Origin of the sequence: Pseudomonas sp. xss_4 (assembly GCF_043104125.1) — a bacterium.
Taxonomy (GTDB): Bacteria; Pseudomonadota; Gammaproteobacteria; order Pseudomonadales; family Pseudomonadaceae; genus Aquipseudomonas; species Aquipseudomonas parafulva_B.
Genome location: NZ_JBICKJ010000068.1, coordinates 79,101 through 103,375 on the forward strand (window position 1 = coordinate 79,101; position 24,275 = coordinate 103,375).

Sequence of the window (24,275 nt, forward strand, 5' to 3'; positions counted from 1 at the left end):
CAAGGCCACTGCCAGGTTTGGACCTGGGCAGACGAATGGCCACTTGCCAACCCGGCCGGGACCCTTCATAACCTTCCCAATGACGCTTCCTGCCGCCAACCATCCCGTATTCGAGCTGTTCCATCCAGGCGTTGCGGCCTGGTTCTCAGGCCGTTATCCATCGGTGACCGATGCCCAGGCTCAGGCCTGGCCGCTCATCCAGGCCGGTCAGTCCGTGCTGCTGGCAGCGCCGACCGGCTCAGGCAAGACGCTCAGTGCGTTTCTGGCGGTACTCGACCGGCTGTTTCGCCAAGGGCTGGAGCAGGGCGGCACATTGCCCGCCCACACGCAGGTCGTCTACGTATCGCCTTTGAAAGCCCTGTCCAACGACATCCGCTTGAACCTGCAAATACCGCTGGAGGGCATCCAGCGCACACTCCAGGCGCAAGGGCACGCAGCCCCCACCATCACCACGGCGGTGCGCACTGGTGATACGCCCCAGAAAGAACGCATCGCCATGCGCAAACAGGCACCGCATATTCTGGTCACGACCCCTGAGTCCCTGTACGTGCTGATGGGTTCGGCCTCTGGGCGTGAAGGCCTGCGTACGGTGCACACCGTCATCGTCGATGAGATCCATGCCCTGGCCGGCAACAAGCGCGGTTGCCACCTGGCGCTGACCCTCGAACGCCTGCAAGCGTTGTGCGACAGTCCGCTGCGACGCATCGGCCTGTCTGCTACCCAGCGTCCGGTCGAGCGGGTGGCGCAGTTTCTGGTGGGCAGCGGGCGCGCCTGTGCCATCGTCGATGTAGGGCACGCCCGCCAGCGTGACCTGGCCATCGAAATCCCGCCGGTGCCACTGGGGGCGGTGCTCGACCAGGATGCCTGGGGGCTGGTGTACGATCGTCTGGCCGAACTGGCCCGTGCGCATCGCACCACCTTGGTGTTCGTCAACACCCGGCGGCTGGCCGAGCGCATCACCCGTCACTTGAGCGATCGGTTGGGCGCGGCTGCGGTGGCCGCTCACCACGGCAGCCTTTCCAAGGAAAGGCGCCTGAGCGCCGAGCAGCGCCTGAAGGCGGGCGAGCTGCAGGTGCTGGTGGCCACGGCCTCGCTGGAACTTGGCATCGACATCGGCGACATCGACCTGGTGTGCCAGATCGCCTCACCCGGCTCGATCGCAGCGTTCCTGCAGCGCGTGGGGCGTGCAGGACATCAGGTGGACGGGGTGCCCAAAGGACGCCTGTTCGCGACATCGCGAGACGACTTGATCGAGTGCGTGGCGCTGCTCGATTGCGTGCGCCGCGGCGAGTTGGATGAAGTGCAGGTACCGAAGGCCCCGCTGGATGTGCTGGCCCAGCAGATCGTCGCCGAGGCCAGCAACCAGCCCTGGCACGAGCGAGCGCTGTTCGACTGCCTGCGCCAGGCCATGCCGTTCGAAACGTTGGCGTACGAAGATTACCACGCCTTGCTTGGCATGCTTGCCGAAGGCTACAACGGCCGCCAGGGCGTGCGCGGCGCCTACCTGCACCGTGATGCCGTCAGCGCCATGGTGCGAGGGCGCCGTGGCAGCCAACTCACCGCCTTGACCAGTGGCGGGACGATTCCCGACAACGCCGACTACGCCGTCGTGCTCGAACCTCAGGCGCTGAACATCGGCAGCGTCAACGAAGACTTTGCCGTGGAGAGCATTGCTGGCGACATCTTCCAGCTAGGCAACGCGTCTTATCGCATCCTGCGCGTGGAGGCCGGGCGGGTCCGGGTCGAAGACGCCCACGGCCAGCCCCCCACGATTCCGTTCTGGCTGGGCGAAGCCCCTGGCCGCAGCCGCGAGCTCAGCGCCGCCGTGGCCAGGCTGCAAGGGCAGATCGATGAGCGCCTGCAACACGCCGATGGCTCGCTGGCGCATGTGCTGGCCTGGCTGCAAGCCACATTCGAACTGGACGCCAGCTGTGCCGAGCAGTTGCTGGACTACCTGGCCCGCACCCAGCAGGTATTGAGCGCCCTGCCCTCCCAGGACACCCTGGTGATGGAGCGTTTCTTCGACGAGTCAGGCGGCACGCAGCTGATCATCCATTCGCCGTTCGGTAGCCGCATCAACCGCGCCTGGGGTTTGGCCCTGCGCAAGCGGTTCTGCCGTACCTTCAATGTCGAGCTGCAAGCGGCAGCCAGTGAAGATGCCATCGTGCTGTCGCTGTCTACCAGCCACAGCTTTGCCCTCGACGAGGTGTGGCGCTACCTCGACAGCCGCAGCGCCGAGCAGGTGCTGATCCAGGCTGTGCTCGATGCCCCGCTGTTCGGTGTCCGCTGGCGCTGGAACGCGGGTGTGGCCATGGCCTTGCCGCGCTTTGCCGGTGGTCGCAAGGTTGCACCGCAGATCCAGCGCATGAAGAGCGAAGACCTGATCGCCTCGGTGTTTCCCGATCAGATCGCCTGCCTTGAAAATCTGTCCGGCGAACGGCACGTACCGGACCACCCGCTGGTTCGTCAGACCCTCGACGATTGCCTGCACGACGCCATGGATTGCGACGGTTGGCTGGCGTTGCTGCGGCGCATGGAAAGCGGTGCCGTGCGCCTGCTGGCGCGCGACCTGCCGGCGCCCTCGCCGCTGGCGTCAGCCATTCTCAACGCCAGGCCCTACACCTTTCTGGATGACGCCCCGCTCGAAGAGCGCCGTACCCAGGCGGTGCTCAATCGCCGCTGGGCGGATGTGCAGTCAGGTGATGAGCTGGGTGCGCTGGATGCGGACGCCATTGCGGCAGTGGCAGCCGAGGCCTGGCCGCAGCCGGTCAACGCAGATGAAATGCATGAAGCGCTCATGAGCCTGGGCGCCATCAGCCAGCCCGAAGCTCAGGCAGGCGCACGCTGGCGTACGCTGCTTGATCAGCTTGCCAAGCGGGGCCGAGCCGTCTACCTGCCCGAGCAGAAGTTGTGGCTGGCCCGTGAGCGCCTGACGCTGTTGAAAGCCGTCTACCCCGATTGCCGCCTGGCGCCCGTGGTCGAGCCACTGCCAGGCTTCGATCAGCCAGTGGACCATGACCTGGCGCTGCCCGAACTGCTGCGTGCCCGGCTCAGCGGTCATGGGCCTGCCACCGTTGCCCAGCTTGCGACGCCGCTGGGCAAGTCCATCGCTGATGTGGAGCAGGCATTGGCCCGGCTCGAGGCCCAAGGCCATGTGCTCAGGGGGCATTTCAGCCCAGATGCAATTGACACTCAATGGTGCGAACGCCACCTGCTGGCGCGTATCCACCGCTATACCGTCAAACGTCTGCGCCGGGAGATCGAGCCGGTCAGCCTGCAGGACTTCATGCGTTTCCTGTTCCACTGGCAACACCTTGATCCGGGGCAACGGTTGCAAGGGCCGCAGGCGCTGCCTGTTGTGCTGGCCCAACTGCAGGGGTTTCCAAGTGCGGCCGGGGCGTGGGAAGCCGAAGTGCTGCCTGCACGCGTGCGCGATTACAGCCCCAGCTGGCTCGACGAGGCCTGCCGCAGCGGGCAGTTCGCCTGGAGCCGGTTGGCAAGTACCGTGTCAGCCAGCACGGTGGCCAGCACGCCCGTGGTGTTGCTGCCTCGCGAACACCTGCAGCTGTGGCGAAGCCTGGCCCCACCCCCGTGCCTCGACACCTTGGGACCACGTGCCCAGCGGGTGCATGACGCCCTGAAAACCCGGGGTGCACTGTTTTTCGACGAGCTGGCCCAAGAGGCCCGTCTGCTCCCCGCCGAACTGGAAACGGCCTTGCAGGCGCTGGTTGGCGCTGGCCTGGCCAATGCCGACAGCTTCACCGGGCTGCGTAGCCTGATCGCGCCGGCCGCCCGGCGCACCGCGCGTCGGCCGCGCTTCGGTCACCTGCCCTTGTCCAACAGCATGGCTTATGCAGGGCGCTGGGCCCTGCTGCCGCGCAGCGAAGCCGCGCCGGATCAGGATCAGCACATCGAAAGCATCGCTCGCCTGCTGCTGCAGCGCTACGGGGTGATGTGCTGGCGCCTGCTGGCGCGTGAGAGCGATGTGCTGCCGCCCTGGCGTGACCTGCTGCGCTGCTACCAGCGCCTGGAGGCGCGTGGGGAAATACGGGGTGGGCGCTTCATTGCCGGGTTGTCCGGCGAGCAGTTCGCCTTGCCCGAGGCCGTGGCCATGCTGCGCCAGGTTCGCCGGCAAGCGGCGGACGGCACGTTGGTGCTGGTCAGTGCCAGCGATCCGCTGAACTTGATCGGCACGTTGCTGCCGGGGGCCAAGGTACCGGCCACCAGCGGCAACCGCCTGCTCTACCGCGACGGCGTACCGGTGGCTGCGCGGGTGGGCAAGCGCTACGTCTATCTGGTCGAAGCTTGCGCAGCGCAGCAAACGCAGTGGCGACAGCTGCTGCTGCGCGACACGGCCTTTGCAGCGACGGACAAGTTGGCTATGGTCGGGGCTCACCTCAGGCCGTGAGCCTGACCGAGCCATCGCAAGGACCCTGTATGAGCCTGTCACTTCTCAGCCGTTATGCGGTGTTCGCCGTCTGCATCGTGTTTACCCTGGCCACCCTGCCATTGATTCATCACCACTGGCTTTGGCCGTTCACCCTGACAACAGGCTTGCTCAGCCTGATAGGCCTGTTCGACCTGTTGCAAAAACGCCACGCCGTGCGTCGCAACTACCCGATCCTGGGCAATATTCGCTACCTGGTGGAAACCATTCGCCCGGAAATCCGCCAGTATCTGCTCGAAGCAGACAGCGACGCCCTGCCCTTCTCCCGTGCCCAGCGCTCGCTGGTCTATTCCCGGGCCAAGAACCAGGTCTCGGACAAGCCGTTCGGCACCCTGATCGACGTCTACGCGTCGGGCTTCGAGTTCATCGGTCACTCCATGCGCCCGGCGCCTCTGGCTGACCCGGCGAGCTTTCGCATCACCATCGGCGGCCCGCAGTGCAGCCAGCCGTACTCAGCCTCGATCTTCAACATCTCCGCCATGAGTTTTGGCTCGCTCAGCGCCAACGCCATTCGCGCGTTGAACCAAGGCGCGAAGCTGGGCAACTTTCACCACGACACCGGTGAGGGCAGCATCAGCCCCTACCATCGCGAGCACGGCGGCGACCTGGTATGGGAACTGGGCAGCGGGTATTTCGGGTGCCGTACCTCGGACGGTCGTTTCGATCCGCAGGCATTTGCCGCGCAGGCGCGCAGCCCGCAGGTGCGCATGATCGAGGTCAAGATGAGCCAGGGCGCAAAGCCTGGGCATGGCGGCATTCTGCCCAAGCACAAGGTTACCCAGGAAATTGCCGAAACCCGCGGCGTGCTGCTGGGCGAAGACTGCGTCTCGCCGTCGCGGCACAGCGCGTTTTCAACACCCATCGAAATGATGCAGTTCATCGCCCAACTGCGTGAGCTGTCGGGCGGCAAACCGGTGGGGTTCAAGCTCTGCCTGGGTCACCCGTGGGAATTCATGGGCATTGCCAAAGCCATGCTGGAAACCGGCATCCTGCCCGACTTCATCGTGATCGATGGCAAGGAAGGCGGCACCGGGGCCGCCCCCGTGGAGTTCACCGACCATATCGGTGTGCCGCTGCGCGAAGGCCTGTTGTTCGTGCACAACACCTTGGTGGGCTTGAACCTTCGCGACAAGATCAAGCTCGGTGCCAGCGGCAAGATCGTCAGCGCCTTCGACATTGCCAGCGTCCTGGCCATCGGTGCGGACTGGGCCAATGCTGCGCGGGGGTTCATGTTCGCCATCGGCTGCATCCAGTCCCAGAGTTGCCACACCAACAAGTGCCCCACCGGCGTGGCCACGCAGGATCCGCTGCGCCAGCGTGCCCTGGTGGTGCCGGACAAAGCCGAACGGGTGCTCAACTTCCATCGCAACACCCTGCGTGCCTTGGCCGAAATGCTGGCTGCTGCCGGGCTGGAACACCCGTCGCAGCTCGAAGCCAAGCACTTGGTACGCCGCATTTCAGCCACCGAGATCAAGCTGTTCTCGCAAATGCATGTGTTCCTAAAGCCCGGCGAGCTACTGACCGGCGAGGTCGATGGGCAATTCTATTCGCGTATGTGGCATCTGGCCCGGGCGGACAGCTTCGAGCCCAACAGCGAGGTAGCCGCCTGAATGCTTGAGCGCGGCCAAGCCGCGCACCCGCTTTATTGCGCAGTTTCCACAAAATTTTCACATACCCGGCGCAACGTCTAAGCTCCAGGCAAGCAAGATGAAAATACCTGGTTGGATAGACGATTATGGGCGCACTGTGGCAAACGGAACCAAACACCAAGCAAGCCCCCGCACAAACGCCTGCCGAGACGCCAGAACCCAAGTCCCCTCGTCAGCGCCGGCTATGGTGGCGCCTGATCATCCTGATTCTGCTGGTGGCAGCTGGCACGGTCGGCTTCGCGGCCTATGAAGAATTCCGCACCTCCGAGCTGCAATCGCGCGAGTTCAGCAAGCTGGCAAGCACCTTGACTTACTCGCTGCAGCCCGGCCCCAGCGATTCGATCGTGTACCCAGGCGAAGGGCCGTTCGACAAGCGCCTGGGCTACAGCTCGCTCGGCGAGTTCCTGCCTCGCCTGCTCAAGCGCGATTACCTGATCAGCCAACAAGTGCGGTTCTCGCCGGCGCTGGTCAACTACGTCGATCATGGGCTGTTCGCGCCCTACATCGAAAAGGTCCAGGCAGGCCTGGCGATCACCGATTGCCGGGGCGACATGCTGTACCAGTATCAGTATCCCCAGTACCTGTACCCGGACTTCGCCTCGATTCCCTCGGTGGTGGTCAACAGCTTGCTGTTCATCGAGAACCGCGACCTGCTCGATACCCGTGATCCGCGCAACAACCCGGCGGTGGACTGGCCCCGTTTCGCCAAGGCGGCCTACAGCCAGATCGCGCGCTACCTGGCCCTGCCTGGCCAATCTGCCGGTGGCAGTACCCTGGCTACCCAGCTGGAGAAGTATCGCCATTCACCTGACGGGTTGACCGTGTCGGGCGCCGAGAAGATCAGGCAGATGATTTCTGCCAGCGTGCGCGCCTACCAGGGCGGGCCGGACACCACCGAGGCGCGCCAGCGCATCGTGCGTGACTACCTCAACAGCGTGCCGCTGTCCGCCGTGCCGGGTCATGGAGAGGTGCACGGTATGGCCGAAGGCCTGCGCGTGTGGTACGGGGCAGACTTCGAGCAAGTCAACAAAGCGCTCAATGACACCGCCACGGACGCACAGAGCTTGGCGGCCCGTGGCCTTGCGCTGCGTCAGGTGCTGTCGTTGATGATCGCCCAGCGCCGGCCCTCGCACTACCTCTCCAAAGGGCGACTCGAACTCGCCGAGCTGACCGACGCCCATGTCCGGGTGCTGGCCGCGAACCAGATCATCCCTCAGGCGCTGGCCGATGCCGCATTGGCCAGCAAGGCTGTCTACCGTGACTGGGTCGCGCAACCGACCATCGTGCCGATCGTCACCAACAAGGGCATCAGCCTGGCCCGCAACCGTCTTTCGGCCATGCTCAACCGCCCGCTGTACGACCTCGATCGCCTGGACCTTTCTGCCACCAGCACCTTGCAGGCTGACCTGCAGCTGCAAGTCAGCGAGTACCTCAAGCATCTGGCCGACCCGGCCTTTGCCGCGCAGATCGGCCTGATCGGCGAACGTCTGCTGACCGCCAAAACCACCGACCAGGTCAGCTACAGTTTCACCCTGTTCGAACGCACGGCCGATGGCTCACGCGTGCGGGTACAGACGGACAGCACTGACCAACCCTTCGACATCAACGAAGGCAGCAAGCTGGAACTGGGGTCCACCGCCAAGCTTCGGGTGCTGACCACTTACCTGGAAATCGTCGCCGAGCTGCATGACAAGTACGCCGGCAAGCCTGTGGCCGAGTTGAAGAACGTCGAGGTCGCCGACCTGGATGTCATCAGCCGCTGGTCACTGGGCTGGCTGATGCAAAACAGCAAAAACCAGAGCCTGGATGCCATGCTCGATGCCGCCCTTGAGCGCAAGTACTCGGCCAGTACCGGAGAATCGTTCTTCACCGGGGGCGGTATGCACGTGTTCAACAACTTCCGCAAGGAAGACAACGGCCGCAACCCTACCCTCAAGGACGCCCTGCGCGAATCGATCAACCTGCCGTTCATCCGCCTGATGCGCGACGTGGTGCGCTACGTCACCTATCAGCAGCCACTGAACGCGGTGCCGCTGCTCAAGGATGATGCTGACCCGCGCCGACAGGAGTACCTGGCAAAGTTCGCCGACAAGGAAGGGACAAGCTACCTGATGCGTTTCTGGCGCAAGTACCAGCGCAAGACCTCGCAGCAGCGCCTGGACACCTTCCTCGACAGCATGCGCGTGACACCCCAACGTCTGGCGGCCGTGCACCGCTACCTGTTCCCCGAGGCCGGTCAGGCCACGTTTAACGCCTTCGTACGGGCCCATAGCAAAGACAGCAAGCTCGCACAAAGCAAACTGACCGACGATCGCCTGGTACAGATGTACGATGCCTACGGCCCGGGGCGTTACAACCTGCCTGACCAGGGCTTCATCGCCAAGGTCCACCCGCTGGACCTGTGGCTGCTGGGTTACTTGCTCAAGCATCCGGCATCGACCTTGAGCGAAATGATCAACGCCAGCCGCTTCGAGCGCCAGGAGGTCTACAGCTGGCTGTTCAAGAGCCGTCACCAGGGCGCACGGGACAGCCGTATCCGAACCATGGTGGAAATCGAGGCGTTTCTCGACATTCACCAGCGCTGGAAGCGGGTCGGCTATCCCTTCGATCACCTGGTCCCGTCGCTGGCGACTGCTATTGGCAGTTCCGGTGACCGGCCTGCCGCGCTTTCCGAACTGGTGGGCATCATCCAGAACGACGGTGTACGGCTGCCGACACTGCGCATCGATACCCTGCACTTTGCAGCGGATACGCCCTACGAAACCAAACTGATCAGCGACCCGGACCGTGGTGTGCGGATACTGCCGGTCGAAGTGGCGCGAGCCCTCAAGGGCGCCATGTCGCAAGTGGTGGACGCGGGTACCGCGCGGCGCATCTCCGGCAGCTTCATGCTCAAGGACGGCACGCCTCTGGTCATGGGCGGCAAGACCGGAACGGGCGACAACCGCATCGAAAGCTTTGGCGCCGGGGGCCGCCTGATAGGGTCACGGTCGCTGAACCGTACCGCGACGTTCGTGTTCTTCCTGGGCGACAACCACTTCGGCACCTTGACCGCCTTCGTGCCTGGGCGCTCGGCGGAGGCCTTCAAGTTCACGTCTGCGTTACCGGTGCAGGTGCTCAAGGGCATGGCGCCGATCCTCATGCCGTACTTGCAGCCTGGCAACCCTAACGAATGCATCCCCCCACAGCGGTCAAACGCCGTCGCTGATTCACCTGAGGATGTATCGAACGGGTAGATAAGAATCATCAGCATTTGTGGCTTGCCGAAGATACATCTTGAGTACTATCTTGAGATATATCTTAAACAGGCACTTTCCAGCATGCGCGATTCTGAGTACTTCGAACGCAAACCCGGCCGCGGCGAACGCGGCCCTCGGGTGTTCGCCCCGGGCGATCTGAAACTACTGCTGCTCTCATTATTGGGCGAACAGCCAGGACACGGCTACGACCTGATCAGGCAAATCGAAAAGCGCTTCGATGGCAGCTATACGCCAAGCCCAGGCGTGATCTATCCCACGCTCAACTTTCTGGAGGAGGCCGAACTCATCCAGGGCCAACCTCAAGGCAGCAAGCGGCTGTACACCATTACCGACACGGGTCGCAGCGCCTTGACCGAGCAGGCCGTGGCACTGGACGGGTTACGCGTGCGTATCGAAGTCAGCAAGCATGCCCTGCGGGGTCACGACCGCCCTGCTGAGATTCACGAGGCCGTGGGCAATCTGCGCCACGCCTTGCACATGCACCATGGCCGCTGGACACCCGAGGAAATCGAGCGAGTCCGCGACCTGCTCAACGTAACCGCCAAGGCCATTGCTGGCGGCCCCCATGCCCCTGACCAGGAGAGCGTCGATGAGTGAAGCCATTCACCGCGTCAACCACGAGATTCGCCAGCGCCGCCTGAACGTGCTGCGCGTGACCGACCTGACCCCGCGAATGCGGCGCGTGACATTGGGCGGCGCTGAGCTGCAGGGCTTCATCAGCCTAGGCACGGATGACCATATCAAGCTGCTGTTTGCCGAGACTGCCGAGCAGCAGCAAGCCATTGATGCCCGGGCACTGGGTCGGGAAGGTGGCGAGCGGCCCATCATGCGCGAATACACCCCCCGGCGCATCGACTTGCAGGCCAACGAACTGGACATCGACTTCGTGCTGCACGGCGATGGCCCTGCTTCGACCTGGGCGGCGCAAGCGGCACCGGGGCAAACCCTGGATATCGCCGGGCCGCGCGCCTCGATGGTGGTCCCGGACATTTTCGATGCCTACCTGCTGATCGGCGATGAAACCGCCTTGCCCGCCATCGGCCGCCGTCTTGAAGCCCTGCCTGCGGGGCGACGGGTGGTGGCCGTCATCCAGGTTCACGATGAGCAGGAGCGTCAGCCCTTGCCGAGCCAGGCGCAGGTGGACGTGATCTGGTCGGTACGGGGGCGGGACGACCTGGTGGCCACGGTCGAGGCTTTGCCATTACCCGAAGGGGCCTTGTACGCCTGGGTGGCGCTGGAAAAGAGCCTGACGCGTGAGGTCAAGACGCTGCTGATCAGCAAAGGCGTAGCTCAAGACGCCCTCAAAGCCGCCGCCTACTGGCGCGCGGAAGGTTCAGCGAGCGATGACTGAAAGGGGCCGGGCCGGCCGGTCCGGCGCCTCGGCAATGTTCGTTGCGAAGCTCAAACCCCAGGGCAGCCTGAGAAGCTTGAATGACGGCATGCCCTTGCTCACCCCGCCCGCCACCTGTCCAGAATGAGCAGCACCCCGGCGATTGCCCAAAACCCTGCCAGCACACCCAGCGCATTGATCATCACCTGGCCGTACCCCAAGGTGGCGACGTCGATGAAAGGATAGGCGTAGACGCCAATCTCACTGCCGCGCCACAACGCATAGGCGAAATAGACGGCAGGATAGAACGCCCATAACCCAAGGTGGTGCAGCCGTAACCGCCCCTTGGGCACCTCGAACCACCAATACAAGACGTAAAGCGCTGGCATGACGTCATGCAACAGCTCGTCTGCCAACCATTGCCAACCCTCCGGCTGCCACAGATGGCGCAACAACAGGCTATACGCCAACGCCACCAGCACGATGCTCGCCGCCACTGCCGAGCTGACCACAGGAGACAGGAAAAAGCGCTTGCTCGCCCCTTCCCGGCCAAATGCGGCGTAGCTCAGGACAGTGGCCACCAGCGTATTGGTCAGCACCGTGAAGTAGCCGAACACGTTGATCAGCCCACCTATCAGGCTCGCCTGCTCCTGCCATCGCCCCCACAACACCAGGTACACCTGCACGCTCAGGCCCAGCCAGCCCAGCATGGCCAGGGTGCTCAACCACGGGTGACGCCGCATGTCAGGCCTGGCGCTGCAGCTTGATGTACAGCTGCTCGACCTTCTCGCGGGCCCATGGGGTCTTGCGCAGAAAGGTAAGGCTCGACTTGACCGTCGGGTTGCTCTTGAAGCAGCGCACATCGATGCGCTCGGCCAGCCCCTGCCATTGATAGTGGGCGACCAGCTCGGTGAGGATCTGCTCGAGGGTCTTGCCGTGCAACGCGTTGTGTTGGGCAGTGCTCATGCCAAGGCTCCGGTACAAAGATGCGCACCTTACACCAGTGCAGGCATCGTCGCGCACCCTGCGCTGGACAAATAAGGCTGGCGGCGTGGGACACGGCTGTGCTGAAATAGAGATGTTATATTGTAACAATTAACATCTCTGCCAAGGATCGCTACAGCTCATGGTGCACTCACCGCTTCGCCTGTCTCCGCTTGCACTCGCACTTTGCATGGTCACCTCCTACAGTCAGGGGGTTGAACTTTCGCCCCAAGTCATCACTGCCAACCCGCTAGGCAGCGCCCAGTTGGCCAGCCCCAGCACGGTGCTGGAAGGCACCGACCTGCTGCAACAACAGCACAGCAGCCTGGGGGAAACCCTGAACCGACAGCCAGGTGTGGCCTCCACTTGGTTCGGGCCAGGGGCCAGCCGCCCGATCATCCGAGGCCTGGACGGGGATCGCATTCGCCTGCTGCGCAATGGCGTAGGCGCGCTGGATGCCTCGTCGTTGTCCTACGACCACGCCGTGCCCCTTGACCCCGTCACCGTCGAACGCATCGAGATCGTCCGGGGCCCCGCTGCCCTGCTGTATGGTGGCAATGCCATTGGTGGCGTGGTGAACACGTTCGACAACCGCATTCCTGATACCCCTATCGACGGCATCCAGGGAGCCGGCGAGTTGCGCTACGGTGGCGCCGACACCACACGCAGCAGTGCCGGCAAGCTGGAGGCCGGCAACGGCGCCTTCGCTTTGCACGTGGATGCCAATGCCCGTCAGTACAATGACTTGCGCATCCCAGGCTTTGCTCGCAGCGCTCAGGTACGCGATGCCGACACCCCAGGCAGCAAGCATCGCCTGGAAAACAGCGACGGTCGCCAGGACGGCGGCGCGCTGGGCGGTGCCTATCACTGGGACCACGGTTATGCTGGCCTGTCCTACAGCCGTTATGACAGTAACTACGGTTCGGTGGCCGAGCCCGGCGTTCGGCTGGACATGGAGCAGGACCACTATGCTTTCGCCTCGCAGTTTCGCGACCTGGACGGCCCGTTCAGCTCGGTGAAGCTCGATGCCGGGTATACCGATTACCAGCACCGTGAAATCGAAGAAGGCGAAGTCCACACCACGTTCAAGAACAAGGGCTACGAGGCCCGTGTCGAGGCCCGCCACCAACCCCTGGGTCCCGTCGAAGGCGTGCTGGGCGCGCAAGTCAGCCGCAACGAATTCTCAGCCCTGGGCGAAGAAGCGTTCGTGCCGCATACCGATACCGACACCTTTGCACTGTTCTTGCTGGAGCAATGGCACGCCACTGATCGGTTGGACTTGAGCCTCGGGGCTCGGATGGAACACACCCGCGTCGACCCGGACGGCAAGGGTAACGCGCAGTTTGCAGAAGCCGACAGCGCCAGTAGCTTCAATGCCTTTAGCCTGTCGTCGGGCGCCGTGTATCAACTTGACTCGATCTGGTCGCTCGCCGCCAACCTGGGCTACACCGAGCGGGCGCCCACCTTTTATGAGCTCTATGCCAACGGCGCGCATGTGGCCACCGGTGCCTATGAAGTGGGCGATGCCAGCCTGAGCAAGGAAAAAGCGTTCTCGGGGGACTTGGCACTGCGCTTTGACAACGGCACGCACAAAGGCAGCGTGGGCGTTTTCTACAGCCATTTTCGCAACTATATCGGCCTGATCGGCACCGGCAACCTGCGCGAAGGTCACGATCATGAGCATGAAGGCGAAGACCATGATCATGACCATGACGGCATTCCCGAATACCAGTACCAAGGTGTTCGAGCCCGCTTCTACGGCATCGAAGCGCAAGACCGGTGGCAGTTGGCGCAGAACCGCTATGGCAGCTTTGCGCTTGAGCTGTCGGGTGACTATACCCGTGCCAAGAACCTCGATTCCGGCGAGCCCCTGCCACGAATCGCACCGTTGCGCTTGAACAGCGGGCTGGTGTGGGAGCTTGACCGCTGGCAGGCGCGGGTGGACGTTGAGCACGCCGCCGCTCAACACCGCAAGCCGGCCAATGAAACCCGCACCGATGGCTATACCACCCTGGGCGCCAGCGTGGGGTATCGCTTCGACGTGGGCCACAGCCAGTGGCTGGCATTCGTGCGTGGCGAGAACCTGACGGATCAGACGGTGCGTTATGCCAGCTCGATCCTGCGCGATATCGCACCTGCGCCGGGACGAAGCGTGGAAGTCGGCCTGCGCACCACCTTCTGAGGTAGCCCGCTCGCCATGATGGGACGCATGGGGCGTCATCCGCCCCATTCAGCCGCACTGTTACTCAAGGGGTAACAATGCACTGCGACATTTTGTCTTTTTTTCCCGCGCTTTACCCTATATCCTCCCCGCCGCAAGCTGAATCGCTTCACCCAACCCCCTTTTTCGTCAACCCATTGCCAGGGCTGCCTGTCGATGCGCTTGCCGTTTTTCCAACAACCAGAAGATAGCGCTACCTCATGCTTCAACTGCCAAAATCCTGCTACCTCGGCCTCGCCCTGGCGACCCTGGCCAACGCAGCCCATGCCAACGAGCCATTTGCCAGTGACTCTCCCTGGATGTTTGGTGACTGGGCCGGGCACCGTACCGCCTTGCTTGACCAGGGTTACGACTTCACCTTGGGCTACACAGGCGAAATGGGTAGCAACCTGCGCGGTGGCTACGACCACGACCGCACTGCCCGCTACAGTGATCAGTTCACCTTCGGCAGCCACATGGACCTGGAAAAGATCTTCGGCTGGCACGACGCCGAATTCCAGCTCACGGTCACCGAGCGCCACGGCCAGAACATCAGCAACGACCGCATCAATGACCCCCGCGTGGGTGGCTTCACCTCGGCGCAGGAGGTATGGGGCCGCGGCCAGACTTGGCGCCTGACGCAGCTATGGGTCAAGCAGAACTATTTCGACGGCGCGCTGGACGTCAAGTTTGGCCGCTTTGGCGAAGGCGAAGACTTCAATAGCTTCCCCTGCGACTTCCAGAACCTGGCCTTCTGTGGCTCTCAGGTGGGCAACTGGGTAGGCGGCATCTGGTACAACTGGCCCGTCAGCCAGTGGGCCTTGCGCGTGCGTTACAACCTCAGCGACAGCCTCTTCGCCCAGGTTGGCGTATTCGAGCAGAACCCGTCCAACCTGGATTCGGGCAACGGCTTCAAACTCAGCGGCAGTGGCACCCAGGGCGCCGTCATGCCAATCGAACTGGTGTGGAGCCCGCGCATCAAAGGCATGAAGGGGGAATATCGCGCCGGGTACTACTACAGTAATGCCAAGGCAAGCGATGTACTCAAGGATAACGACGGGCAGGCGGCAGCGATCAGCGGTGCCGCCTACCGCAGCAGCTCAAGCAAGCACGGCGTGTGGCTGGGCGCCCAGCAGCAGGTGACTGCGCTGGCATCGGACGGCTCGCGTGGTTTGAGCGTATTCGCCAACGCCACGATGCATGACAAGAAAACCAATGCCATCGACAACTATGTGCAGGCTGGACTGGTATTCAAAGGGCCGTTCGACAGGCGGGCCAAGGACGACATCGGCCTTGCAATCGCCCGTGTGCATGTCAACCCGGCCTATCGCAAGAATGCTCGGCTGGCCAACAAGGCCGCTGGGCTTTACGACTATGACAACCCAGGCTTCTTACCCGTACAGGACACCGAATACAGCGCTGAGCTGTATTACGGCATCCATCTTGCCGACTGGCTCACGGTGCGACCTAACCTGCAATACATCCGCCACCCCGGAGGCGTGTCGCAGGTCGACAACGCCCTGGTCGGCGGCTTGAAGATTCAAAGCACTTTCTAAAAACACATACCAAACGGAGAACATGCGATGAGCACTGAAGGTGCCAAAACGGGAAGCCGCTGGCTCCCCCGCCTGATCGGCGTCCTGCTGTTGTTGATGGGGCTGGCACTGCTGGCCGGCGGCATCAAGTTGAGTCAGGTGGGCGGGTCGCTGTATTACCTGATCGCCGGCATCGGCTTTGCCGTGTCTGGCGCCCTGCTGCTGGCCCAGCGCCGTATCGGCCTGGGTGTCTACGCCGTCGTATTGTTGGGCAGTACGGTCTGGGCACTGCTCGAAGTGGGCCTGGACTGGTGGCAACTGGTGCCGCGTCTGGCCCTCTGGTTCGCCATCGGCGTGGTGCTGTTGCTGCCCTGGTCGCGCCGCCCGTTGATCGGGCCAGCCAGCAAAGCCAACACGGCGCTGCTCACCGTTGCCGTGGTGGCTTCGGGTGCCTGCGCCGTCGCCAGTCAGTTCACCCACCCCGGTGAGGTGTATGGCGAACTGGGTCGCGACACCAGCGAAATGGCCAGCACCGCCCCGGCCATGCCCGACGGCGAGTGGCATGCCTACGGCCGCACCGAGCACGGCGACCGTTACTCACCGCTGCGCCAGATCACCGCGCAAAACGCCCATCGCCTTGAAGAGGCCTGGCGTATCCGCACCGGCGATTTGCCCAGTGACAACGACCCGGTGGAACTGACCAACGAAAACACGCCGCTCAAGGCCAACGGCATGCTCTATGCCTGCACCGCGCACAGCCGCGTGCTGGCCTTGGATCCGGATACCGGTGCTGAAATCTGGCGCTACGACCCGCAGATCAAAAGCCCGGTAGGCACCTTCAAGGGTTTCGCCCACATGACTTGCCGTGGCGTTTCGTACTATGACGAAAACCGCTACGTAAGCCTTGACGGTAGCCCTGCGCCTACTATCAGCGAGGCTGGCAAGGCCGTGGCTCAGGCCTGCCCGCGCCGTCTTTATCTGCCAACTGCCGACGCACGCCTGATCGCCATCAATGCCGACAACGGCAAGGTCTGCGAAGGCTTTGCCAACCAGGGCAGCGTCGACCTGACCACCGGCCTTGGGCCATTCACGCCAGGTGGCTACTACTCCACGTCGCCTGTGGCCATCACTCGCGATCTGGTGATCATTGGCGGTCACGTGACCGACAACGAATCGACCAGCGAGCCGTCCGGCGTGATCCGCGCCTACGACGTACACGACGGCCGCCTGGTGTGGAACTGGGACAGCAACAACCCCGACGACACCGCACCACTGGCACCGGGCAAGATGTACAGCCGCAACTCGGCCAACATGTGGTCGATTGCCAGCGTCGACGAAGACCTGGGCATGATCTACCTGCCACTGGGCAACCAGACGCCGGACCAATGGGGTGCTGACCGTACGCCAGGCGCCGAGAAATACAGCGCCGGCGTGGTCGCACTGGACCTGGCGACCGGCAAGGCACGCTGGAACTACCAGTTCACCCACCATGACCTGTGGGACATGGACGTGGGCAGCCAGCCTACCCTGGTATCGCTGAAGACCGACGATGGCGTCAAGCCAGCGGTCATCGTGCCGACCAAGCAGGGCAGCCTGTACGTGCTGGACCGTCGTGACGGTACGCCGATCGTGCCGATCCGTGAAATCCCGACGCCACAAGGCGCGGTCAAGGGCGATCACACCTCGCCAACTCAGGCCCGTTCGGACCTCAATCTGCTCGGCCCTGAGCTGACCGAACAGGCCATGTGGGGCGCCACGCCGTTCGACCAGATGCTGTGCCGCATCCAGTTCCGCGAACTGCGCTACGAAGGCCAGTACACCCCGCCGTCCGAGCAGGGCTCGCTGATCTACCCAGGCAACGTAGGTGTGTTCAACTGGGGCAGTGTCTCGGTCGACCCGGTGCGCCAACTGCTGTTCACATCGCCCAACTACATGGCGTTCGTCTCCAAGATGATCCCCCGTGAGCAGGTTGCTGACGGTAGCAAGCGTGAGAGCGAGACCAGCGGCGTGCAACCGAACACCGGCGCACCTTATGCCGTGACCATGCACCCGTTCATGTCGCCGCTGGGCGTGCCGTGCCAGGCGCCTGCCTGGGGCTATGTAGCGGCCATCGACCTGTTCACCAACAAGGTGGTCTGGAAGCACAAGAACGGCACCACCCGCGACAGCACGCCGGTGCCGATCGGCCTGCCGGTTGGCGTACCCAGCATGGGCGGCTCGATCGTCACCGCCGGCGGCGTAGGCTTCCTGAGCGGTACGCTGGACCAGTACCTGCGCGCCTATGACGTCAACAACGGCAAGGAATTGTGGAAAGCCCGCCTGCCAGCAGGCGGCCAGGCCACTCCAATGACCTACACCGGCAAGGACGGCAAGCAGTACGTGCTGATCGTGGCCGGCGGTCACGGCTCGCTGGGCACCAAGATGGGCGACTACATCATCGCCTACAAACTCGCCGAGTAACCGGCACGGTGTCACAAAAAGCGGAGCCTGACGGGCTCCGCTTTTTCATGCGCGCGCGCCACTGCCCGGCAGCGGCTTGAAACCCTTCCTGCCTTGCCCCATCTAAGCACCATAGTCATTCACGCAGGTGCCCCATGAGCGACCAGCAGGATTACCCTGAACACGCCGACGATTCCAACGAAGTCGAACACACCAGTAGCCAGCCGATAACCGGCCATGCCTTGGCCCTGCCTGGACAGCAACTGCCGGACAAGGTCTATGTGATCCCCATTCACAACCGCCCATTCTTCCCGGCACAGGTGCTACCGGTCATCGTCAACGAAGAGCCGTGGGCCGAGACGCTGGACTTGGTGGCCAAGTCTCCCGACCACTGCCTGGCGCTGTTCTTCATGGACACGCCGCCTGAAGACCACCGCCATTTCGACACCAAGGCCCTCCCGGAGTACGGCACCCTGGTCAAGGTGCACCATGCCAGCCGGGAAAACGGCAAGTTGCAGTTCGTGGCCCAGGGCTTGACGCGGGTACGTATTCGGACCTGGCTCAAGCACCATCGTCCGCCCTACCTGGTTGAAGTCGATTACCCGCGCCAACCGGCCGACCCCACCGACGAGGTCAAAGCCTATGGCATGGCCCTGATCAACGCGATCAAGGAGCTGCTGCCCCTCAACCCGCTGTACAGCGAAGAGTTGAAGAACTACCTCAACCGGTTCAGTCCCAACGACCCCTCCCCGCTGACCGACTTCGCCGCCGCACTGACCTCGGCGACCGGCAGCCAGCTTCAGGAGGTGCTCGACTGCGTTCCCATGCTCAAGCGCATGGAAAAAGTGCTGCCCATGCTGCGCAAGGAAGTCGAAGTCGCTCGCCTGCAAAATGAAATTTCCGCCGAGGTGAACCGGCAGATCGGCGAGCATCAGCGCGAGTTCTTCCTCAAGGAACAACTGAAGGTCATCCAGCAGGAACTGGGGTTGACCAAGGATGATCGCAGCGCGGATCTGGAGCAGTTCGAGCAGCGACTCGAAGGCAAGACCCTGCCGGATCAGGCACGCAAGCGCATCGATGAAGAGATGGGCAAGCTGGCGATCCTGGAAACAGGTTCGCCCGAATACGCCGTGACCCGGAACTACCTGGATTGGGCGACAGCCCTGCCCTGGGGTATCTACGGCGATGACAAGCTCGACCTCAAGCACGCTCGCAAGCTGCTCGACCAGCATCATGCGGGACTGGACGATATCAAGGAACGGATCCTCGAGTTTCTGGCCGTTGGGGCATGGAAAGGCGAGATCAGTGGCTCCATTGTGCTGCTGGTAGGCCCGCCAGGCGTGGGCAAGACCAGCGTAGGCAAGTCCATCGCCGAATCGTTGGGCCGCCCATTCTATCGCTTCAGCGTGGGCGGCATGCGCGACGAAGCCGAGATCAAGGGGCATCGCCGCACCTACATCGGGGCCCAGCCCGGCAAGCTGGTACAAGCCCTGAAGGATGTGGAGGTGATGAACCCGGTCATCATGCTCGATGAAATCGACAAGATGGGACAAAGCTACCAGGGCGACCCTGCCTCGGCGCTATTGGAAACCCTGGACCCCGAGCAGAACGTCGACTTCCTCGATCATTACCTGGACCTGCGCCTGGACCTGTCCAAAGTGCTGTTCGTATGCACCGCCAACACCCTGGACTCCATCCCCGGCCCGCTGCTTGACCGCATGGAGGTCATTCGCCTGTCCGGGTACATCACCGAAGAAAAATTGGCGATCGCCAAACGCCACCTCTGGCCCAAGCAACTGGCCAAGGCGGGCGTGGCCAAAAGCAGCCTGAGCATCACCGACAGCGCCTTGCGCCTGGTGATCGAAGGCTATGCCCGTGAAGCCGGCGTGCGACAGCTGGAAAAACAGTTGGGCAAACTCGTGCGCAAGGCCGTGGTGAAGCTGCTTGAAGACCCTACCGCTAAGCTCAAGATCGGACCAAAGGACCTTGAAGGTGCATTGGGCATGCCGGTGTTCCGCAGCGAGCAGGTGCTGGCGGGCAAGGGTGTGATCACAGGCCTTGCCTGGACGAGCATGGGCGGTGCGACCCTGCCGATCGAAGCGACGCGCATTCATACGCTAAACCGCGGTTTCAAACTCACCGGCAAGCTCGGCGACGTCATGAAGGAATCGGCTGAAATCGCGTACAGCTATGTCAGCTCCAACCTCAAGCAGTTTGGCGGCGACCCGGCGTTCTTCAACGAAGCGTTCATTCACCTGCATGTACCGGAGGGCGCCACGCCGAAGGACGGTCCGAGCGCCGGCATCACCATGGCCAGCGCGTTGCTGTCCTTGGCAAGGGATCAGGCACCGAAGAAAGGCGTGGCCATGACCGGCGAGCTGACCTTGACTGGGCAGGTGCTCCCTATCGGTGGGGTGCGCGAAAAGGTCATCGCGGCCCGTCGGCAGAAGATCCACGAGCTGATCCTGCCCGAACCCAATCGCGGCGATTTCGAGGAGCTGCCCGAATACCTGCGTGAAGGGTTGACGGTGCATTTCGCCAAGCGCTTTGCAGATGTCGCGAAAGTGCTTTTCTAAAGCCCAGGAACAGGGGCTGTGCCACAGCCCCTGGTTCATTCGTAACTTGGTATGACTGCCGTGGCGCTTAATCGGTTATCCTCGGGCGTTCGACAACCCGTGGAGCCCCTATGTCCACCTCACGCCTTCTTGCCCCATTGGGGCTGACCCTGCTAACCGCCTGCGCCCAACATGGGTTCGAGCCTGTCACTCTGGATGCCGACAGTGAGTGCCCGGTCTACCTTGAAAAAGGGCAGGTGTTGAACTTGACCCTACCCAGCAACCCTTCCACTGGCTACCGCTGGCGCGTGGAAGCCGCAGCCACGCCTGTGCTCGTCAGTCTCGGGCCTGAGGTCTACAGCGCGCCTGATCAGGAGGATGTGGTCGGCAACGAAGGCCTCTCGACGTGGCGCTATCAGGCCGATCAACCCGGCAAGGCGGCATTGAAGCTGGTCTACCAGCAGCCCTGGGCTACGCAGGTGGCGCCTGTGCAAACCTTCGATTGCACTGTCGTCGTGCGCTAACGCTCGGCGCTGACGTACGTGGGCGTGCCTGCTCTTACATACGCATGGTTCAGGCCAATCGGCGCCAAGCTGGCATGGCAAGATCAACCGCCATTCGATAAAATGCGCGCCCCGTTTTACCCAGCCCCGAGCCCGCCGTGACCACAGATCCCGATCGTCTTTTCGCCCAACCGTTGGCGCAGGTCCCCGACTTCGTTTTCAACGAGGATGTGGTGCGCGTGTTCCCGGACATGATCAAGCGCTCCGTGCCGGGCTACCCGACCATTGTCGAAAATGTGGGCGTACTGGCCGCGCGCTTCGCCAAGCCCGGTACGGCGCTGTATGACCTGGGCGCCTCGCTCGGTGCGGTAACGCAGGCCTTGCGCCGGCACGTGCGCGGGGAAGGTTGCCGAGTCATCGCCGTGGACAATTCCGCCGCCATGGTCGAGCGCTGCCGGGAATACCTCGCGGCCCAGGATTCGATGTTCCAGGAGTTGTTGCCTGTCGAGGTGCTGGAAGCGGACATCCTCAACTTGGCGTTCGAACCGGCCTCGGTGGTAGCGATGAACTTCACCCTGCAGTTCATCGCACCCCCTCAGCGCCTGGCGCTATTGACGCGCATCCGCCAGTCACTGCTACCCGGCGGTGCCCTGATTCTTTCGGAAAAGCTGTGCTTTGCCGACACCACCGCGCAGGCACTGCTCAATGACCTGCACCTGGACTTCAAGCGTGCCAACGGCTACAGCGAACTGGAAATTGCCCAGAAACGCAGCGCCATCGATAACGTGATGAAGCCCGACACCCTGGAAACCCACCGCCAGCGCTTGCTCGATGCAGGGTTCTCGACGGTGGTGCCCTGGTTCCAATGCCTTAACTTTGCCTCGTTGATAGCCCTACCATGATCGACCTTTCTCCTCTGGCGCGCCGCCTGGCGGGCACCCCCCTGGCTGCATGGTCGCAAGGCCTGCAGGCGCAACTCGATGCCAAGTTGGAAAAAGGTCATGGCGACCTGGACCGCTGGCGCGGTGCACTGGATGCGCTTCCGGCGCTGCAACCGAGCGAAATCGACCTGGTAAATGGATTGCGCCTGGACTGCGACTGCGATGACGCCAGCCGTGTGCAGATGCGCCAGGCATTGATGGGGCTGTCGCCCTGGCGCAAGGGCCCCTTCGATCTGTTTGGCGTGCACGTCGATACCGAATGGCGCTCGGACTGGAAGTGGTCGCGCGTCGCACCGCACCTGGACCTCAAGGGCAAGCGGGTACTGGATGTTGGCTGCGGTAATGGCTATTACCAGTGGCGCATGCTAGGCGCCGGCGCCGACATGGTCATCGGGATCGACCCGAACTGGTTGTTCTTCTGTCAGTTCCAGGCGGTGCAACGGTACTTGCCGGACCTGCCCGCCTGGCACCTCCCCTTCGCCCTGGAAGACCTGCCTGCCAGCCTCGAAGGCTTCGACACGGTGTTTTCGATGGGGGTGTTTTATCACCGTCGCTCGCCTATCGAGCACCTGCTGGCGCTCAAGGACTGCCTGGTAAAGGGCGGCGAGCTGGTGTTGGAAACATTGGTGATCGAAGGCGACACACAACAGGTGCTGGTGCCCGAAGACCGTTACGCGCAGATGCGCAACGTGTGGTTCCTGCCCTCGGTCCCAGCCCTGGAGCGCTGGCTGCGCCGGGCTGGGTTCAGTGATGTGCGCTGCGTGGATGTCAGTGTCACGAGTCTGGAAGAACAGCGCAGCACCGAATGGATGCGCTACCAGTCGCTCAGTGATTTCCTCGACCCCAGCGATTCAGGCAAAACCATCGAGGGCTTGCCTGCCCCGCGTCGCGCCACGCTGGTGGCGCGCAAGTAACCACTGGCTCAACGCGAGGCCGCGAGGATCAACGTCTTCATTTCTGAAACGGCGGCCTTGAAGCCCACGAACAATGCGTGGGCGACCAGTGCGTGGCCGATGTTCAGTTCGTTGATGCCCTTGATGGCCGCCACGGCCTCGACGTTATGGTAGTGCAGACCGTGACCGGCATTGACGATCAGGCCCTGCCCGATGCCAAACGCAACGCCATCGACAATGCGCTTGAGCTCCTCGGCCACTTCGGTAGGTGATTGCGCGTCGGCATAACGGCCGGTGTGCAGCTCGATGGCCGGCGCGCCCACCCGGTGCGAGGCCTCGATCTGGCGTTCGTCAGCATCGATGAACAGCGACACTTCTGCGCCGATGCGCGACAGGCGTTCGACGGCCGCCTTGATCCGCGCTTCCTGGCCTGCCACATCCAACCCACCTTCTGTGGTGAGTTCCTGACGGGTTTCAGGTACCAGGCAGATGTGTGCAGGACGGATCTTTTCGGCAAAGGCCATCATCTCTTCGGTGACGCCCATTTCGAAGTTCATGCGCGTCTGCAATACATCCTTGAGCAGCAGCACGTCGCGCTCCTGGATGTGGCGGCGATCCTCGCGCAGGTGCACGGTGATGCCGTCGGCACCCGCCTCTTCAGCATCCAGCGCCGCCTTGACAGGGTCTGGATAGCGCGTACCCCGGGCCTGGCGCAGGGTGGCCACATGGTCGATGTTCACGCCGAGAAGCATGCGGTTGCTGTGAGTCACGAAAGGCTCTCCTTGGATTGAGCCCTACAGCATACGTCGTGATCAGCGCTTGCGAAACAATTCGCGGCTGACCAGCGGCTTGCCACCCAGATGAACGGCCAAGGCCTGGCGCATCAAGCGCTTGGCCGCCAGCAAAGCACCTGGCGTTTCCCAGTCCGCCTCGGCCAGGGCCAGCAACTCGGTGCCACCGAACAGCCCAGGCTGGGACAGTTCGACCCGCTCCAGCCCAGCGTCCACGCGCAGGCGGTACAGCCCCTCGGCGGCAATGGGCTGATCAACGACATCCCTGTGCAGCGAGAAGGCGTAACCCAGCTCATCGAGCAGCCGCCATTCAAAAGCCCGCAACAGCGGCTCAAGCGGGCGGCCGGCGAGTAGGGCTTGCAAGGTTTGCGCGTAATGATCGAACAATCCAGGCGAAGGTGCCTCTGCCGGTAGCAGGCGCATGAGCAACTCATTGAGGTACAAACCGCTGAAGACAGCGTCCCCGTGCAGCCAGGGTGCCATGCCGACCGTTTCCAGCCTGCCAACGTTCTTCAGCTCCCCTCGCCCGCGCAGCTCAAGCTCCAGTGGCACGAAGGGGCGCACCAGGCTGCCACCCTTGCCACGCGCACGGCGCAACACGGCACGCACGCGCCCCTGGGGGGTGAAGAAGTCCACCAGCGCGCTGGTTTCCTTGTAGGCACGGCTGTGCAGCACGTAGGCTGGCTGACCGACAGGTTGTTCCATGAAATTCACCAGCCCGCGTGAGGCAGACGCTGGCGAGACGCAC

16 protein-coding genes are annotated in these 24,275 nt (G+C 63.1%); 12 read left to right on the top strand and 4 right to left on the bottom strand.

Features of this window, described 5'->3' with window-relative positions; translation table 11 throughout:
* Positions 1-79 precede the first annotated feature (79 nt).
* The 5 genes from ACF8GB_RS13360 to ACF8GB_RS13380 all read left to right on the top strand — a co-directional run bounded on the left by ACF8GB_RS13360 (position 80) and on the right by ACF8GB_RS13380 (position 10,707).
* Positions 80-4,408, top strand: a complete 4,329-nt coding sequence (locus tag ACF8GB_RS13360; RefSeq protein WP_392527155.1) for a DNA glycosylase AlkZ-like family protein — start codon at positions 80-82, stop codon at positions 4,406-4,408.
* A gap of 29 nt (positions 4,409-4,437) precedes the next feature.
* Complete coding sequence (locus tag ACF8GB_RS13365; RefSeq protein ID WP_392475567.1) at positions 4,438-6,057, top strand: FMN-binding glutamate synthase family protein; 1,620 nt, start codon at positions 4,438-4,440, stop codon at positions 6,055-6,057.
* Positions 6,058-6,182: 125 nt separating this feature from the next.
* Complete coding sequence (locus ACF8GB_RS13370; RefSeq protein WP_392527156.1) at positions 6,183-9,332, top strand: transglycosylase domain-containing protein; 3,150 nt, start codon at positions 6,183-6,185, stop codon at positions 9,330-9,332.
* Between the two features lie 84 nt (positions 9,333-9,416).
* Complete coding sequence (locus ACF8GB_RS13375) at positions 9,417-9,953, top strand: PadR family transcriptional regulator (protein WP_058605194.1); 537 nt, start codon at positions 9,417-9,419, stop codon at positions 9,951-9,953.
* Positions 9,946-10,707, top strand: a complete 762-nt coding sequence (locus ACF8GB_RS13380; RefSeq protein WP_078478088.1) for a siderophore-interacting protein — start codon at positions 9,946-9,948, stop codon at positions 10,705-10,707. Before ACF8GB_RS13375 ends, ACF8GB_RS13380 begins: the two co-directional genes overlap by 8 nt.
* A gap of 98 nt (positions 10,708-10,805) precedes the next feature.
* On the opposite strand, the gene ACF8GB_RS13385 is transcribed toward ACF8GB_RS13380, so the two are convergent.
* Together ACF8GB_RS13385 and ACF8GB_RS13390 are read right to left on the bottom strand one after the other, a co-directional pair.
* Positions 10,806-11,429: a Pr6Pr family membrane protein gene (locus ACF8GB_RS13385; RefSeq protein ID WP_058605196.1), complete on the bottom strand. Its 624-nt coding sequence runs from the start codon at positions 11,427-11,429 to the stop codon at positions 10,806-10,808.
* Position 11,430: 1 nt separating this feature from the next.
* Positions 11,431-11,652, bottom strand: coding sequence for a VF530 family DNA-binding protein (locus ACF8GB_RS13390; RefSeq protein WP_027915371.1), 222 nt, complete (start codon positions 11,650-11,652; stop codon positions 11,431-11,433).
* Between the two features lie 160 nt (positions 11,653-11,812).
* On the opposite strand from ACF8GB_RS13390, the gene ACF8GB_RS13395 reads away from it, so the two are divergent.
* The 7 genes from ACF8GB_RS13395 to cmoB all read left to right on the top strand — a co-directional run bounded on the left by ACF8GB_RS13395 (position 11,813) and on the right by cmoB (position 22,757).
* The gene (locus tag ACF8GB_RS13395; RefSeq protein ID WP_078478087.1) at positions 11,813-13,852 is read left to right on the top strand and encodes a TonB-dependent receptor; all 2,040 of its coding nucleotides are present in this window, start codon (positions 11,813-11,815) and stop codon (positions 13,850-13,852) included.
* 239 nt (positions 13,853-14,091) lie between these two features.
* Positions 14,092-15,426: a carbohydrate porin gene (locus ACF8GB_RS13400; protein WP_058639308.1), complete on the top strand. Its 1,335-nt coding sequence runs from the start codon at positions 14,092-14,094 to the stop codon at positions 15,424-15,426.
* A 27-nt stretch (positions 15,427-15,453) separates the two neighbouring features.
* Complete coding sequence (locus tag ACF8GB_RS13405) at positions 15,454-17,865, top strand: glucose/quinate/shikimate family membrane-bound PQQ-dependent dehydrogenase (protein ID WP_058639309.1); 2,412 nt, start codon at positions 15,454-15,456, stop codon at positions 17,863-17,865.
* 134 nt (positions 17,866-17,999) lie between these two features.
* Entirely contained in the window at positions 18,000-20,420 is a 2,421-nt protein-coding gene (lon, locus tag ACF8GB_RS13410; protein WP_058605200.1) for an endopeptidase La, read from the top strand.
* Between the two features lie 110 nt (positions 20,421-20,530).
* A complete protein-coding gene (locus ACF8GB_RS13415) occupies positions 20,531-20,923 on the top strand; it encodes a protease inhibitor I42 family protein (RefSeq protein ID WP_058639310.1) in 393 nt (130 codons plus the stop codon).
* A 137-nt stretch (positions 20,924-21,060) separates the two neighbouring features.
* Positions 21,061-21,804 (top strand): carboxy-S-adenosyl-L-methionine synthase CmoA, encoded by a 744-nt coding sequence (cmoA, locus tag ACF8GB_RS13420; RefSeq protein ID WP_058639311.1) that lies wholly within the window; start codon positions 21,061-21,063, stop codon positions 21,802-21,804.
* Positions 21,801-22,757 carry a tRNA 5-methoxyuridine(34)/uridine 5-oxyacetic acid(34) synthase CmoB gene (cmoB, locus tag ACF8GB_RS13425; RefSeq protein WP_058639312.1) on the top strand — a complete coding sequence of 319 codons (957 nt, stop codon included), beginning with the start codon at positions 21,801-21,803 and terminating at the stop codon, positions 22,755-22,757. The genes cmoA and cmoB overlap by 4 nt, the downstream gene beginning before the upstream one ends.
* Before the next feature lie 8 nt (positions 22,758-22,765).
* Here cmoB and pdxJ read toward each other — a convergent pair whose 3' ends face one another.
* Entirely contained in the window at positions 22,766-23,488 is a 723-nt protein-coding gene (pdxJ, locus tag ACF8GB_RS13430; RefSeq protein WP_230377170.1) for a pyridoxine 5'-phosphate synthase, read from the bottom strand.
* Between the two features lie 60 nt (positions 23,489-23,548).
* The gene (gene recO / locus ACF8GB_RS13435) at positions 23,549-24,232 is read right to left on the bottom strand and encodes a DNA repair protein RecO (RefSeq protein ID WP_058639314.1); all 684 of its coding nucleotides are present in this window, start codon (positions 24,230-24,232) and stop codon (positions 23,549-23,551) included.
* Between the last annotated feature and the right edge of the window lie 43 nt (positions 24,233-24,275).

Bases quoted from the DNA above. Each gene is read 5' to 3' on its own strand.
- pdxJ (WP_230377170.1), bottom strand. From the start codon at position 23,488: ATGCTTCTCGGCGTGAACATCGACCATGTGGCCACCCTGCGCCAGGCC.
- cmoB (WP_058639312.1), top strand. From the start codon at position 21,801: ATGATCGACCTTTCTCCTCTGGCGCGCCGCCTGGCGGGCACCCCCCTG.
- lon (WP_058605200.1), top strand. From the start codon at position 18,000: ATGAGCGACCAGCAGGATTACCCTGAACACGCCGACGATTCCAACGAA.
- ACF8GB_RS13380 (WP_078478088.1), top strand. From the start codon at position 9,946: ATGAGTGAAGCCATTCACCGCGTCAACCACGAGATTCGCCAGCGCCGC.
- ACF8GB_RS13415 (WP_058639310.1), top strand. From the start codon at position 20,531: ATGTCCACCTCACGCCTTCTTGCCCCATTGGGGCTGACCCTGCTAACC.
- ACF8GB_RS13370 (WP_392527156.1), top strand. From the start codon at position 6,183: ATGGGCGCACTGTGGCAAACGGAACCAAACACCAAGCAAGCCCCCGCA.
- ACF8GB_RS13390 (WP_027915371.1), bottom strand. From the start codon at position 11,652: ATGAGCACTGCCCAACACAACGCGTTGCACGGCAAGACCCTCGAGCAG.
- ACF8GB_RS13365 (WP_392475567.1), top strand. From the start codon at position 4,438: ATGAGCCTGTCACTTCTCAGCCGTTATGCGGTGTTCGCCGTCTGCATC.
- ACF8GB_RS13395 (WP_078478087.1), top strand. From the start codon at position 11,813: ATGGTGCACTCACCGCTTCGCCTGTCTCCGCTTGCACTCGCACTTTGC.
- ACF8GB_RS13375 (WP_058605194.1), top strand. From the start codon at position 9,417: ATGCGCGATTCTGAGTACTTCGAACGCAAACCCGGCCGCGGCGAACGC.
- ACF8GB_RS13385 (WP_058605196.1), bottom strand. From the start codon at position 11,429: ATGCGGCGTCACCCGTGGTTGAGCACCCTGGCCATGCTGGGCTGGCTG.
- ACF8GB_RS13360 (WP_392527155.1), top strand. From the start codon at position 80: ATGACGCTTCCTGCCGCCAACCATCCCGTATTCGAGCTGTTCCATCCA.
- recO (WP_058639314.1), bottom strand. From the start codon at position 24,232: ATGGAACAACCTGTCGGTCAGCCAGCCTACGTGCTGCACAGCCGTGCC.
- ACF8GB_RS13405 (WP_058639309.1), top strand. From the start codon at position 15,454: ATGAGCACTGAAGGTGCCAAAACGGGAAGCCGCTGGCTCCCCCGCCTG.
- ACF8GB_RS13400 (WP_058639308.1), top strand. From the start codon at position 14,092: ATGCTTCAACTGCCAAAATCCTGCTACCTCGGCCTCGCCCTGGCGACC.